The 17,176-nt window shown below is 57.9% G+C and carries 15 protein-coding genes; 7 read left to right on the top strand and 8 right to left on the bottom strand.

Annotated elements, in window-relative coordinates:
• Nucleotides 1-39 precede the first annotated feature (39 nt).
• Nucleotides 40-924 (bottom strand): MBL fold metallo-hydrolase, encoded by an 885-nt coding sequence (locus tag LQ945_RS08685; RefSeq protein ID WP_044553196.1) that lies wholly within the window; start codon nucleotides 922-924, stop codon nucleotides 40-42.
• Nucleotides 925-1,032: 108 nt separating this feature from the next.
• Between LQ945_RS08685 and LQ945_RS08680 the strand changes: the two genes are divergently transcribed.
• Together LQ945_RS08680 and LQ945_RS08675 are read left to right on the top strand one after the other, a co-directional pair.
• Nucleotides 1,033-1,941, top strand: a complete 909-nt coding sequence (locus tag LQ945_RS08680; protein WP_044553195.1) for a LysR family transcriptional regulator — start codon at nucleotides 1,033-1,035, stop codon at nucleotides 1,939-1,941.
• 316 nt (nucleotides 1,942-2,257) lie between these two features.
• Nucleotides 2,258-3,412, top strand: coding sequence for an MFS transporter (locus LQ945_RS08675; protein ID WP_270102696.1), 1,155 nt, complete (start codon nucleotides 2,258-2,260; stop codon nucleotides 3,410-3,412).
• On the opposite strand, the gene LQ945_RS08670 is transcribed toward LQ945_RS08675, so the two are convergent.
• A complete protein-coding gene (locus tag LQ945_RS08670; protein WP_270102695.1) occupies nucleotides 3,402-4,325 on the bottom strand; it encodes a LysR family transcriptional regulator in 924 nt (307 codons plus the stop codon). The genes LQ945_RS08675 and LQ945_RS08670 overlap by 11 nt on opposite strands.
• Before the next feature lie 126 nt (nucleotides 4,326-4,451).
• Between LQ945_RS08670 and lysA the strand changes: the two genes are divergently transcribed.
• On the top strand, nucleotides 4,452-5,714 hold the full coding sequence (lysA, locus tag LQ945_RS08665; RefSeq protein ID WP_269935646.1) for a diaminopimelate decarboxylase: 1,263 nt from the start codon (nucleotides 4,452-4,454) through the stop codon (nucleotides 5,712-5,714).
• A gap of 33 nt (nucleotides 5,715-5,747) precedes the next feature.
• On the opposite strand, the gene LQ945_RS08660 is transcribed toward lysA, so the two are convergent.
• The 3 genes from LQ945_RS08660 to LQ945_RS08650 form a co-directional block, all read right to left on the bottom strand.
• Complete coding sequence (locus LQ945_RS08660) at nucleotides 5,748-6,050, bottom strand: helix-turn-helix domain-containing protein (protein WP_182823148.1); 303 nt, start codon at nucleotides 6,048-6,050, stop codon at nucleotides 5,748-5,750.
• A gap of 5 nt (nucleotides 6,051-6,055) precedes the next feature.
• Nucleotides 6,056-6,400 (bottom strand): type II toxin-antitoxin system RelE/ParE family toxin, encoded by a 345-nt coding sequence (locus LQ945_RS08655; protein WP_269935645.1) that lies wholly within the window; start codon nucleotides 6,398-6,400, stop codon nucleotides 6,056-6,058.
• 138 nt (nucleotides 6,401-6,538) lie between these two features.
• The gene (locus LQ945_RS08650; RefSeq protein WP_044553186.1) at nucleotides 6,539-7,549 is read right to left on the bottom strand and encodes a LacI family DNA-binding transcriptional regulator; all 1,011 of its coding nucleotides are present in this window, start codon (nucleotides 7,547-7,549) and stop codon (nucleotides 6,539-6,541) included.
• 151 nt (nucleotides 7,550-7,700) lie between these two features.
• On the opposite strand from LQ945_RS08650, the gene LQ945_RS08645 reads away from it, so the two are divergent.
• Nucleotides 7,701-8,156 (top strand): GNAT family N-acetyltransferase, encoded by a 456-nt coding sequence (locus tag LQ945_RS08645; protein ID WP_269935643.1) that lies wholly within the window; start codon nucleotides 7,701-7,703, stop codon nucleotides 8,154-8,156.
• On the opposite strand, the gene galR is transcribed toward LQ945_RS08645, so the two are convergent.
• Nucleotides 8,153-9,172, bottom strand: a complete 1,020-nt coding sequence (galR, locus tag LQ945_RS08640; RefSeq protein WP_269935642.1) for an HTH-type transcriptional regulator GalR — start codon at nucleotides 9,170-9,172, stop codon at nucleotides 8,153-8,155. The two genes, LQ945_RS08645 and galR, sit on opposite strands and share 4 nt — an antisense overlap.
• A 219-nt stretch (nucleotides 9,173-9,391) precedes the next feature.
• On the opposite strand from galR, the gene LQ945_RS08635 reads away from it, so the two are divergent.
• The 3 genes from LQ945_RS08635 to lplT all read left to right on the top strand — a co-directional run bounded on the left by LQ945_RS08635 (nucleotide 9,392) and on the right by lplT (nucleotide 15,568).
• Nucleotides 9,392-11,671: a molybdopterin guanine dinucleotide-containing S/N-oxide reductase gene (locus LQ945_RS08635; RefSeq protein WP_270102694.1), complete on the top strand. Its 2,280-nt coding sequence runs from the start codon at nucleotides 9,392-9,394 to the stop codon at nucleotides 11,669-11,671.
• Nucleotides 11,672-12,218: 547 nt separating this feature from the next.
• Nucleotides 12,219-14,372 (top strand): bifunctional acyl-ACP--phospholipid O-acyltransferase/long-chain-fatty-acid--ACP ligase, encoded by a 2,154-nt coding sequence (gene aas, locus LQ945_RS08630; protein WP_270102693.1) that lies wholly within the window; start codon nucleotides 12,219-12,221, stop codon nucleotides 14,370-14,372.
• The gene (gene lplT / locus LQ945_RS08625; protein ID WP_182823138.1) at nucleotides 14,372-15,568 is read left to right on the top strand and encodes a lysophospholipid transporter LplT; all 1,197 of its coding nucleotides are present in this window, start codon (nucleotides 14,372-14,374) and stop codon (nucleotides 15,566-15,568) included. The genes aas and lplT overlap by 1 nt, the downstream gene beginning before the upstream one ends.
• Nucleotides 15,569-15,597: 29 nt before the next feature.
• Here the strand turns inward: lplT and LQ945_RS08620 are convergent, their stop codons facing one another.
• Nucleotides 15,598-16,638, bottom strand: a complete 1,041-nt coding sequence (locus LQ945_RS08620; RefSeq protein WP_130016958.1) for an NADP(H)-dependent aldo-keto reductase — start codon at nucleotides 16,636-16,638, stop codon at nucleotides 15,598-15,600.
• A 180-nt stretch (nucleotides 16,639-16,818) separates the two neighbouring features.
• The gene (locus LQ945_RS08615; RefSeq protein WP_020828402.1) at nucleotides 16,819-17,037 is read right to left on the bottom strand and encodes a YgdI/YgdR family lipoprotein; all 219 of its coding nucleotides are present in this window, start codon (nucleotides 17,035-17,037) and stop codon (nucleotides 16,819-16,821) included.
• Between the last annotated feature and the right edge of the window lie 139 nt (nucleotides 17,038-17,176).

The raw sequence follows: 17,176 nt of genomic DNA, 5'->3' as shown, positions 1-17,176 counted from the left end.
GGGTAGCGATAAGGCCTTAGCCTGTGTGTATCAGCGCGCTTATTGCGGCCACTTCATTTCGCCTTTCAGCACTTTGGCGCTCAGTTCCAGGCTCGATTCGTCTTTCAGGTTCGGGTAATGCTTTTTCATTGCCGCCACCAGCTCCGCAGAGTCTTTGGCTTTCGGCAGCTCAGCTTCCAGCGTGGTCAGGTAGTTCTGGGTAAAGGTCACGGATTTCAGCGTCTGGTCTGCGCCCGGCAGGAAATGACCAGGGACCACGACTTTAGGTTTCAGCGCCTTGATGCCTTCCAGCGTTTGCTGCCAGTGCGCGCGGGATTCAACGGTCTGGTTATCGGCAATCCACGGATGGATATTGTCACCGGCGACCGGCACACCGCCGACTACCGCTTTCAGCGCTGGGATCCACACGTAGGTACGTTCCGGCGTCGGGCCGGTCAGGCCTTTCACTTCCACTTTCTGGCCGTCTACGGTGAAGCTGTCACCCTGCAACGCCTGAGGCACCACCACCGCTTTCGGTGCATTGTCCTTCAGGATAGGGCCCCAGTACGCCACTTTGCCGTCTTTGGTGGCGTTGATTTCTTCGATGGTACCTGGTGACGCGATGATTTTAGCTTCCGGGAACGCCGCTTTAATGACGTCCAGACCAAAATAGAAATCCGGATCCGAATGGCTGATGTAAACGGTTGTCAGCTTCTTGCCGGTCGCTTTGATCTTGTTCACCAGCGCTTCGGCGTCGTTGCGTTGGAACTGGGCGTCGATCAGCGCGACTTCGTTTTTACCGCTGATGATTTCGGAGGACACCGGGAACACGCTTTTCTCACCTGGGTTATACACTTCCATCGTCAGGGTATTGGCGGCGGTGGCGTAGGTGCTTACGGTGGCGATGCCGGCAAAAGCCAGGGTCAACAATGATTTCTTAAACATGGGCAGAGGTCCTTGGGGTGCGATTAATGTTGTACAGATGTTAGGTTGCATAAAGCGATAGAAAAACCAGATAATGAGCAATTATTCATTGCGTAAATCGGACGAATCATGGATCGCATTACCGCAGCTGAGGTTTTTATCACCATCGTTGACCGTGGCAGCATGATTGCCGCTGCGGAAACGTTGGAAATGTCGCGGGCGATGGTGACGCGCTACCTGGCTCAGATGGAGCAATGGGCCGGCGCGCGTTTGCTGCATCGCACTACCCGTAAGCTTAGTCTGACTGACGCCGGTGAGCGTACTCTGGAACGGTGTCGACAGATGCTGGCGCTGGCGGGTGAGATTGATTTGGTCGAAGGAGAGCAGAGCGACGAACTGCGCGGCCTGTTGCGTATTACCTGTTCGCAGTCGCTGGGCCAGACGGCGTTGGTAGGCGCGGTGGCGCAGTACCTGAAACGTCATCCGCAGGTTGCGGTGGATCTGCAAATGAATAATCGCACGGTAAATCTGGTGGAGGAGCGTATCGATCTGGCGCTGCGCATCACCAATGAGCTGGATCCCAATCTGATCGCCCGGCCGTTGTCATCCTGCGCCTCCGTGGTCTGCGCCTCCCCGGCCTATCTGGCGGCGCACGGCACCCCGCGCCACCCGCAGGATTTGGCGCTGCATAACTGCCTGACCTACTCCTACTTCGGTAAAAGCCTGTGGCATTTTGACCTTCAGGGGGTGAAATCGGCGGTCGCGGTCAGCGGCAACCTGAGCGCCAATGAGTCGGTGGTGTTGATGGCGGGCACGGTGCAGGGAGCCGGCATCTCCATGCAGCCTTACTACTCGGCGGCTCCGTTGCTGGCCAGTGGCGAACTGATTGAACTGCTGCCGGACTATCGGCCGCAGTCGATGGGGATTTACGGTATCTATACCTCACGCCGCCAGATGCCGGCGACGTTGCGGACGATGTTGGACTTCTTGGTGGAGTGGTTTGCCAGGGATCCGGACTGGCAGGCAACGCTGCGCTGATGGCGTTAACACACTAGCAACATTTTCACACATTTTTCATCATCAGCGCATTCAACCAGTTAGCGGGCCAGGCATGGCTTTTTGTGCGCAGCGGCCGTTTTGCCACTGGTTTTTACGCGGGACGGCGTGCTATTTCTGTAACGTGAAAAGCGTGAATAAGACTTAATAATTATAGGGTTAAGCAGTTAGCCCCGCTCTTTGAACACCCTCTCTGACCCTTTTCGCGGGCAGCCTGCCGGGCTGCCCGTCAATTTTATGTGTTTTTACCGGCCCCGCGTGCCTGACACCGGGGCTTTGTTGACTGGGAGCTTTCCGCATGCCTGTTTCTCTGCTCGCACTGGCATTAAGTGCATTCGCTATCGGCACCACCGAGTTTGTGATCATGGGGCTGCTGCCTGAAGTGGCGGGAGATCTGCAGGTCTCCATTCCTTCTGCCGGCTGGCTGATCAGCGGCTATGCCCTTGGCGTGGCTATCGGTGCACCCATCATGGCCTTGCTGACCGCGAAGCTGCCGCGCAAAAAAACGCTGTTGCTGCTGATGGTGATTTTCATCTTTGGCAATATTATGTGCGCCCTGGGGTACAGCTATGACTTCCTGATGCTGGCGCGCATTATCACCGCTTTGTGCCACGGCGCCTTCTTCGGCATCGGCGCGGTCGTTGCGGCCAATCTGGTGCCGCCAAACCGCCGGGCTTCGGCGGTGGCGTTGATGTTTACCGGTCTGACGCTGGCGAACGTGCTCGGCGTCCCGCTAGGCACGGCTTTGGGTCAGGCGCTGGGTTGGCGTTCGACGTTTTGGGCGGTGGCGGTGATTGGCGTGTTCTCTCTGCTGGCGCTGTACAGCAAGCTGCCCAGCGTGAAGGATGAGGCACCGACCGATCTGAAAAAAGAGCTGGGGGCGCTGCGTGGCGGCGGTATTTGGCTGTCGTTGCTGATGACCGTGGCCTTTGCCGCATCGATGTTCGCGCTGTTTACCTATATAGCCCCGCTGTTGACCGAGGTGACCGGCGTTTCCTCCCATGGCGTCAGCTGGACGCTACTGCTGATGGGCGTTGGCCTGACGCTGGGCAATATCCTGGGCGGGCGTCTGGCGGACTGGCGCTTGCCATTGACGCTGACCTGCACTTTCCTGGTGATCGCCTGCTTTGCGGCCTTGTTCAGCTGGACCAGCCATTCGATGGTGCCGGCAGAAATTACCCTGTTCCTGTGGGCCGCCGCGGCGTTCGCCGCCGTGCCGGCGCTGCAAATCAACGTGGTGACCTACGGTAAAAAGGCCCCCAACCTGGTGTCAACGCTGAACATTGCCGCATTCAACGTCGGCAATGCCATCGGCGCCTGGGTCGGCGGTGTGGTGATCGCTCAGGGGCTGGGCTTGACCAGCGTACCGCTGGCAGCAGCGGGGATCGCGCTGCTCGGGCTGGTGCTGTGTCTGGTGACGTTTAGCCGCGCCAAGCGGCCGGCTAGCGCGTAATTACGGCGGCCAGACGAGCGGGCAGCGTTTGTGCCTGCTGCTGCAAATGTTGAGTAAAGGCCGTGACCAGCGCCGACGACGGGCGGTGCAGCGGCCGGATCAGGCTAACGGTAAAGGGCACGTCAATGCTGAACGGCCGCACGTGCACGCCGTTGCTGGCGTAGTCCAGCGCCGTTAGCGGATTGACTATCGATACCCCCACGCCCGCTTTTACCATGGCGCAGACCGACGCTGCGCTGTGGGTTTCCATCACCAGGCGGCGGTCAACGCCTTCCTCACTGAACAGCGAATCCAGCAGTTGGCGATAGCTGTCGGTGTTCGACAGGCTGATAAAGTTTTGCCCGGCAAAATCCTGCGGCGTCAGCCGCTTTTTCGCCAGCAGCGGATGCCCGGCCGGCAAGACACACACCTCGTTCAGCGTCATCAAGGTCATTCGCTCGGTGCCCGCCGGGGTCAGGGTATTTTCCGTCAGGCCCAAATCGTGGCGCTGCGCCGATAACCACTCTTCCAGCAGCGGCGACTCCTGCGGTATCACGCTGAAGCTGACTTCCGGATAGCGATCGATAAAGGGTTTGCACACCGCCGGCAGCAGCGACTGTGAAAATACCGGCAGGCAGGCAATCGAAAGCTGCGCCTGCTGAAACTGGCGGATACCGGCGGCGGCATTGACGATACGATCCAAACCGTAATAGGAACGTTGAACCTCTTCTAACAACCGCAGGCCCTGCACCGTGGGGGATAACCGCCCGCGCACCCGTTCGAACAACTGCAGTTGGATCAGTTTCTCGAAGCGCGCCAGCTCGCGGCTGACGGTGGGCTGCGATGTTTGCAGCAGCGCGGCGGCTTCGGTCAGGTTGCCGGTTGTCATCACCGCATAGAAAATTTCAATCTGGCGCAGGGTTATCGCGTGCATCGGCTGATTCCATCATGAACAAAGCCATATCATAAATGAATAGACTCTGGCTAAATAGATATTTTCCAACCGAGAAAGAGTGCGGCACTATTGATGCCATACCATTTTCGAACCGGGAACATCACTATGCCACGCGCACTGAACGACACTTCTACCGCTCTTAACGCCGCTAACCTGTTGGCTTTGCCACAGCGTTTTGGTTGCCCGGTATGGGCCTATGACGCCGCAATCATCAGTGAGCGTATCAGCCAACTGCGTCATTTTGACGTGATCCGTTTTGCCCAGAAGGCCTGCTCGAATATTCATATTCTGCGCCTGATGCGTGAACAGGGCGTCAAGGTGGATTCGGTGTCGTTAGGCGAGATTGAACGTGCGTTGCAGGCCGGTTTTCAGCCTGGCGGCGAACCCAGCGAAATCGTGTTTACCGCCGATGTGCTGGATCATGCGACTCTGGCGCGCGTAAGCGAATTGAAAATCCCGGTCAACGTCGGTTCTATCGACATGCTGGAACAGCTGGGACAGGTCTCTGCCGGGCATCCGGTGTGGCTGCGCATCAACCCAGGCTTCGGTCACGGTCACAGCCAGAAAACCAATACCGGCGGCGAGAACAGCAAGCACGGTATTTGGTATGCCGACTTACCGCAGGCGGTGGAAAAAATTCAGCAATACGGTCTGAAGCTGATTGGCGTGCATATGCATATCGGTTCGGGCGTGGACTACCAGCATTTGGAACGAGTTTGCGATGCCATGGTGCAACAGGTGATCGACCTCGGCCAGGACATCAGTGCGATTTCTGCCGGAGGCGGGCTGTCGATCCCCTATCAGTACGGCGAAGAGGCGATTGATACCGAACACTATTTTGGCCTGTGGAACAGCGCCCGCGAGCGTATTGCCGCACATTTGGGTCATCCGGTGAAGCTGGAGATCGAACCGGGTCGTTTCCTGATGGCGGAAGCCGGTGTGCTGGTCGCCGAGGTACGTGCAGTGAAAGACATGGGCAGCCGGCACTTTGTGCTGGTGGATGCCGGTTTTAATGATTTGATGCGCCCGGCGATGTACGGCAGCTACCACCATATTTCCCTGCTGCCGGCCGAGGGGCGCGATACCGAACACCAGCCACTGCGTGAAACCGTGATTGCCGGACCGCTGTGCGAATCCGGAGACGTCTTTACCCAGCAGGCCGGTGGCGGCATTGAAACCCGCGAGCTGCCGCCGGTGCAGGTCGGCGATTATCTGGTGTTCCATGACACCGGTGCTTATGGCGCTTCTATGTCTTCAAACTACAATAGCCGCCCGCTGCTGCCGGAAGTGCTGTTTGAGAACGGCGAGCCTCGTTTGATCCGTCGTCGCCAAACTATTGAAGAGCTGATTGCGTTGGAACTGATCTGATCGCTTCGGGCGCAGTTCAAAACTGCGCCCGTCTCACAACGTCATCCGTCGATGCTGACCGTTGGGCAGTTGGACCTCCAGCGAAAGTGTGCCGCCCATGGCTTCGATGTAGCGCTTCAGTGAAGAGAGTTTAATTTCGCTACCACGCTTTTCCAGATTGGCGACCGAAGGCTGGCTGATGCCCAGTCGTTTCGCCAGTTCCACCTGGGACACTGCCAGTTCTTCCCGCAGCATTGCCAGCCGCAGTTCAAAAATTTCTTTGTCTGCTTTTTGCCTCGCTGCTTTAACTACGGCGGGGTCAAGCTTTTCGATCAGGTTTGCTAAAGGCTTAGCCATATGCGTTACCTCTGGGTTGCCAAATAATGTGAAAACTTACTGGCAGCGATGGGCAACAGTCGCTGATAGAAGCGTTTGTCGCCAGTTTTATCGCCGCCGCAAAGCAGGACCGCTTGTCGTTGTGGGTCGAAGGTGAAGAAAACCCGAAACGGACGACCGCGATGCTGAATGCGCAACTCTTTCAGATGCTGTATTTGACCGTTGTGGTGTAGCGTATCGGCATGAGGACGCGCCAGCAAAGGGCCAAATTCCTGAAGTTTAAAGATGCCCACCAACAGGCTTTTTTGTTGATCGCTGTTTAATGATAAAAACCAGTTGTCGAATCGCTTGACGGTTACGACCTGCCACATGTTACGCTCCAAATATAGCTTTAATGCTATATAGCGTAAAGGCTATTGTTGTGACAATATGCGGCTAAGTGGCAGGCAAGGGAAATCGTAGTGGAGGATATGCGGCGCGGCGCGCAATCAGCGACAGCGCCTGTGGGATCAGTCGGCGTAAGGCCCGGGGAGCACCGATTCACGCAGCCGCAGTTCGCCGGTGAACGGGGTGAGTGGCTGTGTGTCTTCCCCATTGATCAGACGAAAAGCCTGGCTGATGGCGGCTTCGATCATCACGTCGATCGGCAGATAAACGGTGGACAGCGCAGGCTGCAAATAGGCGGCGCTGGGCTCGTCGTCAAAGCCGAACAGTGAGACATCCTGCGGCAGGCGTTTGCCCGCATCGTGCAGCGCCTTCATCGCGCCGACCGCCATGTCGTCGTTGCAGGCGAACAGCGCGCTGAAATCGATATTCTCGGCCAGCAAACGCCGGGTGCCCTGATATCCGCTTTGCACGCTGCTGTCACCGTAGGCCACGCGGGCGTCATTGAAGGCAATATGGTGCTGCTCCAATGCTTGTTGATAACCCGCCAGCCGCGCCTGTGCGGTGGGCGTGGCGATGGGGCCGGTTATGCAGGCGATGTCGCGATGCCCCTGCCGAATCAGATAATCCACCGCATGGAAGGCCGCCTTTTGCTGTTCGAAGAACACGCAGCGTGCGCGCGCCTGTGGCAGATCCCGGTTGATCACCATGATCGGCACCGGCAGGCTGTCCAGCAGCTTCATCAGTGCAGTTTCTGACATGAAACGGGTATACAGGATAATGGCGTCACAGCGGCGATCCGCCAGCAGCTGTACCGCCTGCAGTTCATCTTCCGGCGTGTCGTGGCCGTCGGTCACAATCAGGTGTTTGCCGCTGGCCTCGATCAGCTTGGCTGCGCGGCGAAGCAGGCGCCCGAAGTAGGGGCCGTCGAAATTGGAAACGACCAGCCCAATGCTGTTGGAGCTTTTGTTTGCCAGCGACTGGGCGAGGAAGTTCGGGCGGTAACCCAAATCGTCCATGGCCTTGAACACCGCATCGCGGGTGCTCTTTTTCACCTGGCCGGTGCCATTTAACACGCGTGAAACCGTGGCTTTGGATACCCCCGCGCGAATGGAAACATCCAACATGGTGATCATCAGTGGCTTACCCCTTTCAACATCCGCTGTGGCAAATAACGCTCAGTCTAGCATAGGCTTACCCCTTGGCTGCGTGGGATTTTTTCGCCGGGATTGCGTTGTGGCGCAACGTCCGTAGACTGATCCCAGGCAACGGAACTGGAGGGAAGGCATGTTTGAAATTAAGCTTCTGACGGATTATCCGCAGCATCGCGGTCAGGTGATTGACTGGCTGTGGCAGGCATTCGGCAGCGAAAACAGCCGCGCCTTTTTTGCCAGCGTGGTGGACAGCGGAATGCACGGGGCAGATTTGCCCATCACCTTTATCGCCCTGCAAGACGACAAATTGGTCGGTACCGTCGGCTTATGGCGCTGCGATCTGATCAGCCGTCAGGATTTGACGCCCTGGCTGGCGGCCCTGTATGTCGATGAAAGCCAGCGCGGCAGCGGTCTGGGGCTGCGGTTGCAGCAGCATGTGCAAGACTTTGGCCGGCGCGCCGGTTTCAGCGAGCTTTATCTGTACAGCGATTTCAGCGGTTACTATGAGCACCACGGTTGGCGCTACATCGGTGATGCGCTGGATTACCCCGACCGCTCGGTGCGGCTGTATCACCGGGCGTTGATCTAGTTCTGCTCGTAAACGTTATTGATGCTGGCCACCGAATGGCGACGCACCAGCGTCGGGCTGAACATGTTGGTGATCTCCGGCAGCGGCTGGTTGTTGGCCAGCGCCAGCGCCAGTTCGGCCGCCTGGGTTGCCATCGCCACCACCGGATAGCGGATGGTGGTCAGGCGTGGGCGCAGGTAACGTGAAATCAGCACGTCATCGAAACCAATCAGCGACATCTGGCCCGGTACATCCACACTGTTGTCGCTGAGCACCGAAAGGGCGCCGGCGGCCATCGAGTCGTTGTAGCAGGTGACCGCGGTGAAGTTTTTACCGCGCCCGAGCAGCTCGGTCATCGCCTGTTCGCCGCCAATCTCGTCTGGCTCGCCGTAGGCAATCAGTCTTTCATCTACCGCAATGCCATGCTCCTGCAACGCATCGAGATAGCCCTGCAGGCGGTCCGCCGCGTCGGAAATCTGGTGGGTGGAGCAGATGATGGCAATACGCTGATGCCCCTGTTGGATCAGGTGGCGGGTCGCCAGCCAGGCACCGTAGCGATCGTCGAGCGCCACGCAGCGCGATTCAAAGCCGGGCAGGGTGCGGTTAATCAGCACCATGCCCGGGATCTGCTGCATCCATCCGCTTAACTCACGGTCGGTCAGCTTTTTGGCATGTACCACCAGTGCGGCACAACGGTGGCGTACCAGCTGTTCAATCGCCTGACGCTCTTTTTCCGCCTCGTGGTAACCGTTGCCAATCAGCAGAAAATTGTGGGTGGCATAGGCCACCTGTTCCACGGCTTTAACCATGGCACCAAAGAAAGGATCGGACACGTCGGAAACGATCAGCCCGAGCGTTTCGGTCGATTGCTGTGCCAGCGCGCGGGCATTGGCGTTTGGGTGATACTGCAGTTGTTCCATCGCGGCCAGCACGGCGGTGCGTGAGCCTTCGCTGGCCTTGGGAGAATTGTTTATTACGCGGGATACCGTGGCCACGGAAACACCCGCCAGCCTGGCAACATCCTTTATGGTAGCCATATCTGTCATACATCCTGGGTAATCGCTTACATCCCTCAGTCTTGCGGAAAAAGCTCGGGGCTGCAAGCGTCGGCGATCGTAACTTGTGGCGGCTGTTGCAGATATGGGCAATTTACCCTGAGCTTAGACCTGCGCTGCTCAGTGATAGAGCCATTTGTGCTTTGGCGCGCCGCGCCGGCTAATGCTATTTTTGTGCATCCATTCTTGGCTGAGAACACCATGTCGATTAAACGCTATCCGCAACTCGCTCACTGGGGCGCCTACACCGCCGTGGTTGAAGACGGCAGGCTTATCCGTTGCGAGCCGTTCGCCGGCGATCCGGATCCTTCCCCGATGCTCGACTCCATCGCGCCGATGGCCTATTCCGACAAACGCATCCGCAAGCCGTCCGTGCGCCGCTCCTGGCTGCAAAAACGCGAAGGCAGTGACCGCACGCTGCGCGGCCGGGAAGATTTTGTCGAAGTGGATTGGGAGCTGGCGCTCGACCTGGTGGCGGAAGAAAACCGGCGCGTACGCGATCGCTACGGTCCCTCCGGCCTGTTTACCGGCTCCTATGGCTGGTCGTCTGCCGGGCGATTGCACCATGCCCGTTCGCTGGTGCGGCGTTTTTATTTCGGCGGCGGCGGCGGTGTCGATCAGTTGGGTAACTACAGCTGGGGGGCGGCCCAGTTTTTCCTGCCGTATGTGATCGGCACTTTCACCCCATTGACCGGGCGTGTCACCAGCTGGCCCAGCGTGGTTGAGCACTGCGAGCTGTTTGTGGCCTTCGGCGGTCTGGCTTTGAAAAATGCCCAGGTATCTTCCGGCGGTGCGGCGGAGCACTCGCTCAAACCCTGGCTGCAAAAACTGGAGCAAAAAGGCACTCCGGTGATCAACATCAGCCCGATGCGTGATGACTGCCCGGAGTTTGTTAATGCCGAATGGATCCCGATTCGCCCGAATACCGACGTGGCGCTGATGCTGGCGCTGGCGTATGAAATCCAGCGTCGTGGCGCTCAGGATGAAGCCTTCCTCTATAGCCACTGCACCGGCTACAGCCAGTTGGCGGACTATCTGCGCGGCACCGACGACGGCGTAGCGAAAACGCCCGAATGGGCCAGTGCCATCACCGGCATTCCGGCGGCGCGCATCGGTTTGCTGGCGCAGCAATTGATCGGCGTGCGCAGTTTTATCACCTGTTCCTATTCGGTTCAGCGCGCACACCGCGGTGAACAACCCTACTGGATGATGATTGCACTGTCGGCGATGCTCGGTCAGGTGGGGCTGCCGGGGGGCGGTTTCTCCTTTGGACACGGTTCGATGAACGGCGTCGGCAACCCGCGGGTGGATACGCCGGGGCCGATGATGCCGGTTGGCACCAACCCTTGCGGGCTGGCCATCCCGGTGGCGCGTATCTGCGACATGCTGTTGCAGCCCGGCGGCTCTTATCAGTTCCGTGGCGAGACGCACCAATATCCGGATATTCATTTGGTGCACTGGGCCGGCGGCAACCCGTTCCATCATCACCAGCAACTCAACCGGCTGGTGGAAGGGTGGCAGAAGCCGGATACGGTGATTGTGCAGGATATCTGGTGGACGCCGGCGGCCAGGATGGCAGATATCGTGCTGCCGGTGACCACCTCGCTGGAGCGTAACGATATCGGCGGTTCATCCCGCGATCGCTACGTATTGGCGATGCATCAGGCTATTGCGCCACAGCATCAGGCGCGTAACGATTTTGATATTTTCGCCGATTTGGCGGAGCGGCTCGGTTACCGTGAGCAGTTCACCGAAAACCGCGACGAGCGGGCCTGGATCGAATCTATCTATCAACAATGCGGGCAGGCGCAGGCGGGTACCGGCGTGGAATGGCCCGAGTTCGAGGATTTCTGGCGCAAAGGCTACGTTGAGCTGCCGGCGCCGGCGAAAGAATTCGTGTTCTTTGACGATTTCCGCGCCGATCCCCAAGCCAACCCGCTGCAAACGCCGAGCGGCAAGATCGAGTTGTTCAGCGAGAAAATCGCCGGCTATCGCTATGCCGATTTTGCCCCACATCCGCAGTGGCAGCCGCCGGTGGAATGGTTGGGGGCACCGCAGGCCAAAGAGTGGCCGCTGCACCTGATTTCCATCCAGCCGAGCGACCGCCTGCATAGCCAAATGGATCCGGCGCCGCTGGCGCAAGGCAATAAAACCGCCGGGCGAGAAACGCTGTATATGCACCCGGATGATGCGGCAGAGCGCGGTATTGAAGCGGGGGCGGAGGTGCAGGTCAGCAACGCACGCGGCAGTTGTCTGGCTGGCGTCGCGATCACCGACGGCGTTACCCGGGGTGTGGTGCTGATGGCAACCGGTGCCTGGTTTGATCCGGGTTTTGGTGCCGAGCGCCTGCAGGTGGAACAATCCGGCAACCCGAACGTGTTAACGCTGGATATCGGGACCTCACCCTTGACCCAGGGACCGAACGCGATGAGCTGCCTGGTCGAGGTGAAGCGTACGTTAAACATCCAGCCCCACGGCTAGGCGAGCTCGTGGTGGCTTGAACGGCCTTGGGGATACACCGCTGGTTACACTTTGCGCCCTAATGTTTCGATTGGCCGCTGGCTGGCTTTCGGCTCAACGGGGTAAATTAAACGTCCCAGAGGTATTGATTGGTGAGTTTCAGCAACTTGTTTGTTGAGCCCATATTAATTTGCACCAACCTACGCAGATGCGTAGGTTTTTTTTTGCCCGTTCCCCCACCGTCCCGCTTGCGCATAATCCGATTTTGTATTTTTATTCCGCAGGACTATTTACATTTCATTGAGTTATTTCAGTACATCGCGGGAAATTTACAGCTGGTTGCATTTAGAGCAAAACTCTTGCGATTGATCGGTAGTTTCTTAATCGCCACCTCTCTAGAGTAGGTGATCCCAGAGGTATTGATTGGTGAGAAATCAGCATACTCTGTATGTTGAAGCCATTTTCAATTGCACCAACCTACGCGGATGCGTAGGTTTTTTTTTGCCTGCCATATAGTATTCTTTTCCCTACAACCATTTACGCTCATCTTGGGCAAAGGGAGAAGGGCATGATCTTTTCAATGCTGCGGGGGTTATTCCGCCTGCTGTACCGGGTACGCGTTGAGGGCGACGCCCGGCATTTCGACCAGAAAAAGCTGCTGATTACGCCCAATCACATCTCCTTCCTCGACGGTATTCTGTTGGCGCTGTTTTTGCCGATCAAACCGGTGTTTGCCGTCTACGCCAGCATTGGCGATCGTTGGTTTATGCGCTGGTTGCGGCCCTATATCGATTTCGTTTCGCTCGATCCCACCAAGCCTATGGCCATCAAACAGTTGGTGCGCATGGTCGAACAAGGGCGGCCCATCGTGGTGTTCCCCGAAGGGCGCATTACCGTGACCGGCTCACTGATGAAAATTTATGACGGCGCCGCGTTTATTGCCGCCAAATCGGGGGCGACCCTGGTGCCGATACGGCTTGATGGCGCCGAATTCAGCCCTTTTGGGCGTATGGCCGGGGTATTCAAGATCCGTTGGTTCCCGCAGATCAGCATCCGTATTTTACCGCCGACGTCATTGCCTATGCCGGTCGCGCCGCGCGCCCGAGAACGCCGCATGCTGGCCGGCGATCGCTTGCACCAGATCATGATGAAGGCGCGTATGGATACTCGCGAGCCACAGACCCTGTTCCGCGCTTTGCTGGCGGCACAGCACCGTTATGGTCGGCACAAGCCGTGCATCGAGGATATTAACTTCAAGGAAGACAGCTACCAGACGCTGATCAAAAAAGCGCTGGGCGTCAGCCGGATCCTGCAACGTTTTACCGCCGAGGGCGAACATGTCGGCATGCTATTGCCGAACGCCACCATCACCGCCGCGGCGATTTTTGGCGCATCGCTGCGCAACCGTATCCCGGCGATGCTCAACTACACCGCGGGTTCCAACGGCCTGAAAAGCGCCATGCTCGCCGCCAGTCTTAAAACCATCGTCACCTCACGCCAGTTCCTGGAAAAAGGCAAGCTGACACATTTGCCGCAGCAGGTACCGGAGGCCAACTGGGTGTATCTGGAGGATCTGAAGGATACCGTGACCCTGGCGGACAAGCTGTGGATCCTGCGTCATCTGTTCCAGCCGGCGCGAGCCATGCTGCCGCAGCAGCCTGACGATGCGGTACTGATCTTGTTCACCTCAGGTTCGGAGGGCAATCCGAAGGGCGTGGTGCACTCCCACGCCAGCCTGCTGGCCAACGTTGAGCAGATCCGTACCATTGCCGACTTCACCCCGCGCGACCGTTTTATGTCGTCGTTGCCGCTGTTCCATTCGTTTGGTTTGACGGTCGGGCTGCTGACCCCGTTGATGACCGGCAGCCGCATCTTCCTCTACCCCAGCCCGTTGCATTACCGCGTGGTGCCGGAACTGGTGTATGACCGTAACTGCACCGTGCTGTTCGGCACGGCCACTTTTCTCAATAACTATGCGCGTTTCGCCCATCCGTATGACTTTGCCCGGTTGCGCTATGTGGTAGCCGGTGCGGAAAAGCTGGCGGACAGCACCAAACAGATTTATCAGGACAAATACGGTATTCGCATTCTGGAAGGCTATGGCGTGACCGAATGTGCGCCGGTGGTGTCAATCAACGTGCCGCTGGCGGCCAAGGTCGGTACCGTCGGGCGTATCATGCCGAATATGGAAGCGCGTTTAATGAAAGTGCCGGGTATTGAGAACGGAGGACGCCTGCAGCTGCGTGGGCCGAATATCATGAAAGGCTATCTGCGGGTGGAGCGTCCGGGCGAGCTGGAGCCGCCGGCGGCAGAGGATGAACAGGGTAACCTGCAGCCGGGCTGGTACGATACCGGCGATATCGTCACGCTGGACGAGCAGGGCTACTGTGTGATCCGCGGTCGGGTGAAGCGCTTTGCCAAACTGGCGGGTGAAATGGTCTCGCTGGAAAGCGTGGAGCTGCTGGCACAGCGCGTGTCGCCGGAAGGGCTGCACGCCGCCACGGTGAAAAGTGACAGCAGTAAGGGCGAGGCACTGGTCCTGTTCACTACCGATGCTAGCGTAACCCGCGATGCCTTGCTGCGGGCAGCGCGTGAATTGGGCAGCCCTGAGCTGGCGGTACCGCGTGATATTCGCCTGTTGAAAACGCTGCCGGTGCTGGGCAGCGGCAAACCGGATTTTGTGACCCTGCGTAAAATGGCTGAACAGCCGGAGACTGTCTGATGAACCCGTCGTTGAACACTGATTCACCCTTGCTTTCGCGCAGCATGATTGCGGTCATTTGCGCTCAGTTTCTCTCTGCGTTCGGCGACAATGCGTTGCTGTTCGCTACGCTGGCGCTGATCAAACAACAGCTTTATCCCGACTGGAGCCAGCCGATTCTGCAGATGGCGTTCGTGGCCACCTATATCATTCTCGCGCCTTTTGTCGGCCAGATTGCCGACAGCTTTGCGAAAGGGCGGGTGATGATGGTGGCCAACGGTCTGAAGCTGGCCGGCGCATTGGTGATCTGTTTCGGGCTGGATCCGTTCCTCGGCTATAGCCTGGTGGGCGTAGGCGCCGCAGCTTATTCACCGGCCAAATATGGGATTTTGGGTGAGATCACCAGCGGTGAGAAACTGGTCAAGGCCAACGGCCTGATGGAGGCCTCCACCATCGCGGCGATCCTGCTGGGCTCGGTGGCCGGCGGCATTCTGGCAGACTGGCACGTGGTCGCGGCGCTGGCGGTATGTGCGCTGGTTTACGCAGCGGCGGTGATCGCCAACCTGTATATTCCGCGCCTGCCTGCGGCACATCCTGCGGCGTCATGGACGCCACGTGCCATGACTCGCGCTTTCTTCAACGCCTGTGTGGTGCTGTGGCGCGACGGGCAAACCCGTTTCTCATTGATTGGTACCAGCCTGTTTTGGGGGGCTGGGGTCACGCTGCGCTTCCTGTTGGTGTTGTGGGTGCCGGTGGCGCTGGGTATCGCCGATAACGCCACGCCGACGTTGCTCAATGCCATGGTGGCGGTAGGGATTGTGCTTGGTGCCGGTGCCGCAGCTCGCTTCGTTACGCTTGAGACCGTGAAACGCTGTATGCCGGCCGGGATCTTGATCGGCGTAGCGGTGGCGATATTCGCGCTGCAAACCACCCTGCTAAGCGCCTATGCGGTACTGCTGATTATCGGCGTCTTGGGCGGCTTCTTTGTGGTGCCGTTGAATGCGTTGTTGCAAGAACGAGGCAAAAAATCGGTGGGGGCAGGCAACGCGATCGCGGTGCAAAACCTCGGTGAGAACACCGCCATGCTGTTGATGCTCGGGCTCTATTCGTTGGCGGTAAAAGTCAGCGTGCCGGTAGTGGGCGTGGGAATCGGTTTCGGTGTGGTTTTCGCACTGGCGATCGGCGCACTGTGGTTGTCGCAACGACGGGCAAAATAATCAGGGGCGCTTTAGGCGCCCCTGATGACTTAGGGTGCAGGGATGGTAAAGCGGGTATGGATCTCTTCCAGCCCTTGAAGCACGTCTTCATTCAACACCAGGTCGAAACTGTCGATGTTGATTTTTAGCTGTTCCAGCGTGGTGGCGCCCAACAGGGTGCTGGCAACGAAGGGTTGCTGGCGTACGAAGGCCAGGGCCATCTGCGAGGGATCCAGTCCGTGTTTTTTGGCTAATGCGACGTATTCGGCTATCGCCAACTGTGTTTGCGGGGCCGAATAACGATTAAAGCGGCTAAACAGCGTATTTCGCGCACCGGCCGGTTTGGCGCCGTTCAAATACTTGCCGCTCAGGGTGCCGAACGCCAAGCTGGAATAGGCTAACAGTTCGACGCCTTCGTGCTGGCTGATCTCCGCCAGGGCAATCTCAAAACTGCGGTTCAACAGGCTGTAGGGGTTCTGAATTGAGACGATACGTGGCAGCTCGTGTTTTTCAGCCAGCTGCAGGTAACGCATCACGCCCCAAGGCGTTTCGTTAGACACCCCGATATAACGAATTTTACCGGCGCGCACCTGTTCGGTAAGCGCTTCCAGCGTTTCCAGCAGGGTGACGGTAGCCTTTTCGTCGGTGTACTGATAGTTGAGCTTACCGAAGAAGTTGGTCGCGCGCTGTGGCCAATGCAACTGGTAGAGATCGAGATAATCGGTGTTGAGGCGTTTCAGGCTGGCGTCCAGCGCGGCACGGATATTTTTGCGATCCAGCGCCTGCTGTGGGCGGATACTGCTGTCTGTCCCGCGCACCGGCCCGGCGATTTTGCTGGCCAGCACCAGTTTCTCACGGTTGCCGCGTGCCTTGATCCAACTGCCGATGTACTGCTCGGTCAGCCCCTGGGTTTCAGGACGCGGCGGTACCGGGTACATCTCTGCGGTATCAATCAGGTTGATGCCAGCGGCTAATGCATAGTCGAGTTGCGCGTGGGCATCGGCTTCACTGTTCTGTTCGCCAAAGGTCATGGTGCCCAGTCCCAGCACGCTCACTTCTAAAGAACTGTGGGGAATACGGTGGTATTGCATTAACGGCCTTCCTTTCGTGTTAGCGCTTACGGGCTATACACCCGGTAAAACAGGAGCCAAACAATCTGCAAGGCGGTGATATCGCCTTTGCCGACTATAACCAAGCCGAGAAGATGGGGGAAGTGGATTCAGTGCGGGGAGGGCTATCGCGTTACACGGGAGCGATAGCCGATCGGGAAACTAGCGTTCGATGACCTGTGAAACCTGATCGCCGTTGATCTGGCGATGGTTGCCTTTTTCGTCTTTATAGCTGATCAGGCCGGTATCTTGGTCAATCTCTGGCTTGCCCTGAGTCAGGATCATATTGCCGTCTTTGGTCGCCATCACGTAATCGCTGGAGCATCCCGCCAACCCGGCGGCCATCACCAACGCAGACACTGCCATTACCCACTTTTTCATCCTGCGGATCCTCAGTTATGTATGCAAAAAGAAGCTTCTTTCAAGATTAGCAAACTATAGACGCGTCGTGTTTCGGATAAGTCCTTATCTCTGTAAGAGAAAGTGACATTGAAACTGTGCGGGGGAAACAAAAATATTA

It is taken from the genome of Serratia liquefaciens (genome assembly GCF_027594825.1).
GTDB lineage: Bacteria > Pseudomonadota > Gammaproteobacteria > Enterobacterales > Enterobacteriaceae > Serratia > Serratia liquefaciens_A.
The sequence above is the reverse complement of the archived record's forward strand: the minus strand, read 5'-3'. Positions and strand labels throughout refer to the sequence as shown.

Coding starts and splice junctions, on each gene's coding strand:
- LQ945_RS08650 (WP_044553186.1), bottom strand. CDS start 7,549: ATGATCACCATGTTGGATGTTTCCATTCGCGCGGGGGTATCCAAAGCC.
- lysA (WP_269935646.1), top strand. CDS start 4,452: ATGCCACGCGCACTGAACGACACTTCTACCGCTCTTAACGCCGCTAAC.
- LQ945_RS08645 (WP_269935643.1), top strand. CDS start 7,701: ATGTTTGAAATTAAGCTTCTGACGGATTATCCGCAGCATCGCGGTCAG.
- lplT (WP_182823138.1), top strand. CDS start 14,372: ATGAACCCGTCGTTGAACACTGATTCACCCTTGCTTTCGCGCAGCATG.
- LQ945_RS08620 (WP_130016958.1), bottom strand. CDS start 16,638: ATGCAATACCACCGTATTCCCCACAGTTCTTTAGAAGTGAGCGTGCTG.
- LQ945_RS08615 (WP_020828402.1), bottom strand. CDS start 17,037: ATGAAAAAGTGGGTAATGGCAGTGTCTGCGTTGGTGATGGCCGCCGGG.
- LQ945_RS08670 (WP_270102695.1), bottom strand. CDS start 4,325: ATGCACGCGATAACCCTGCGCCAGATTGAAATTTTCTATGCGGTGATG.
- LQ945_RS08675 (WP_270102696.1), top strand. CDS start 2,258: ATGCCTGTTTCTCTGCTCGCACTGGCATTAAGTGCATTCGCTATCGGC.
- LQ945_RS08655 (WP_269935645.1), bottom strand. CDS start 6,400: ATGTGGCAGGTCGTAACCGTCAAGCGATTCGACAACTGGTTTTTATCA.
- LQ945_RS08680 (WP_044553195.1), top strand. CDS start 1,033: ATGGATCGCATTACCGCAGCTGAGGTTTTTATCACCATCGTTGACCGT.
- aas (WP_270102693.1), top strand. CDS start 12,219: ATGATCTTTTCAATGCTGCGGGGGTTATTCCGCCTGCTGTACCGGGTA.
- LQ945_RS08685 (WP_044553196.1), bottom strand. CDS start 924: ATGTTTAAGAAATCATTGTTGACCCTGGCTTTTGCCGGCATCGCCACC.
- LQ945_RS08660 (WP_182823148.1), bottom strand. CDS start 6,050: ATGGCTAAGCCTTTAGCAAACCTGATCGAAAAGCTTGACCCCGCCGTA.
- galR (WP_269935642.1), bottom strand. CDS start 9,172: ATGGCTACCATAAAGGATGTTGCCAGGCTGGCGGGTGTTTCCGTGGCC.
- LQ945_RS08635 (WP_270102694.1), top strand. CDS start 9,392: ATGTCGATTAAACGCTATCCGCAACTCGCTCACTGGGGCGCCTACACC.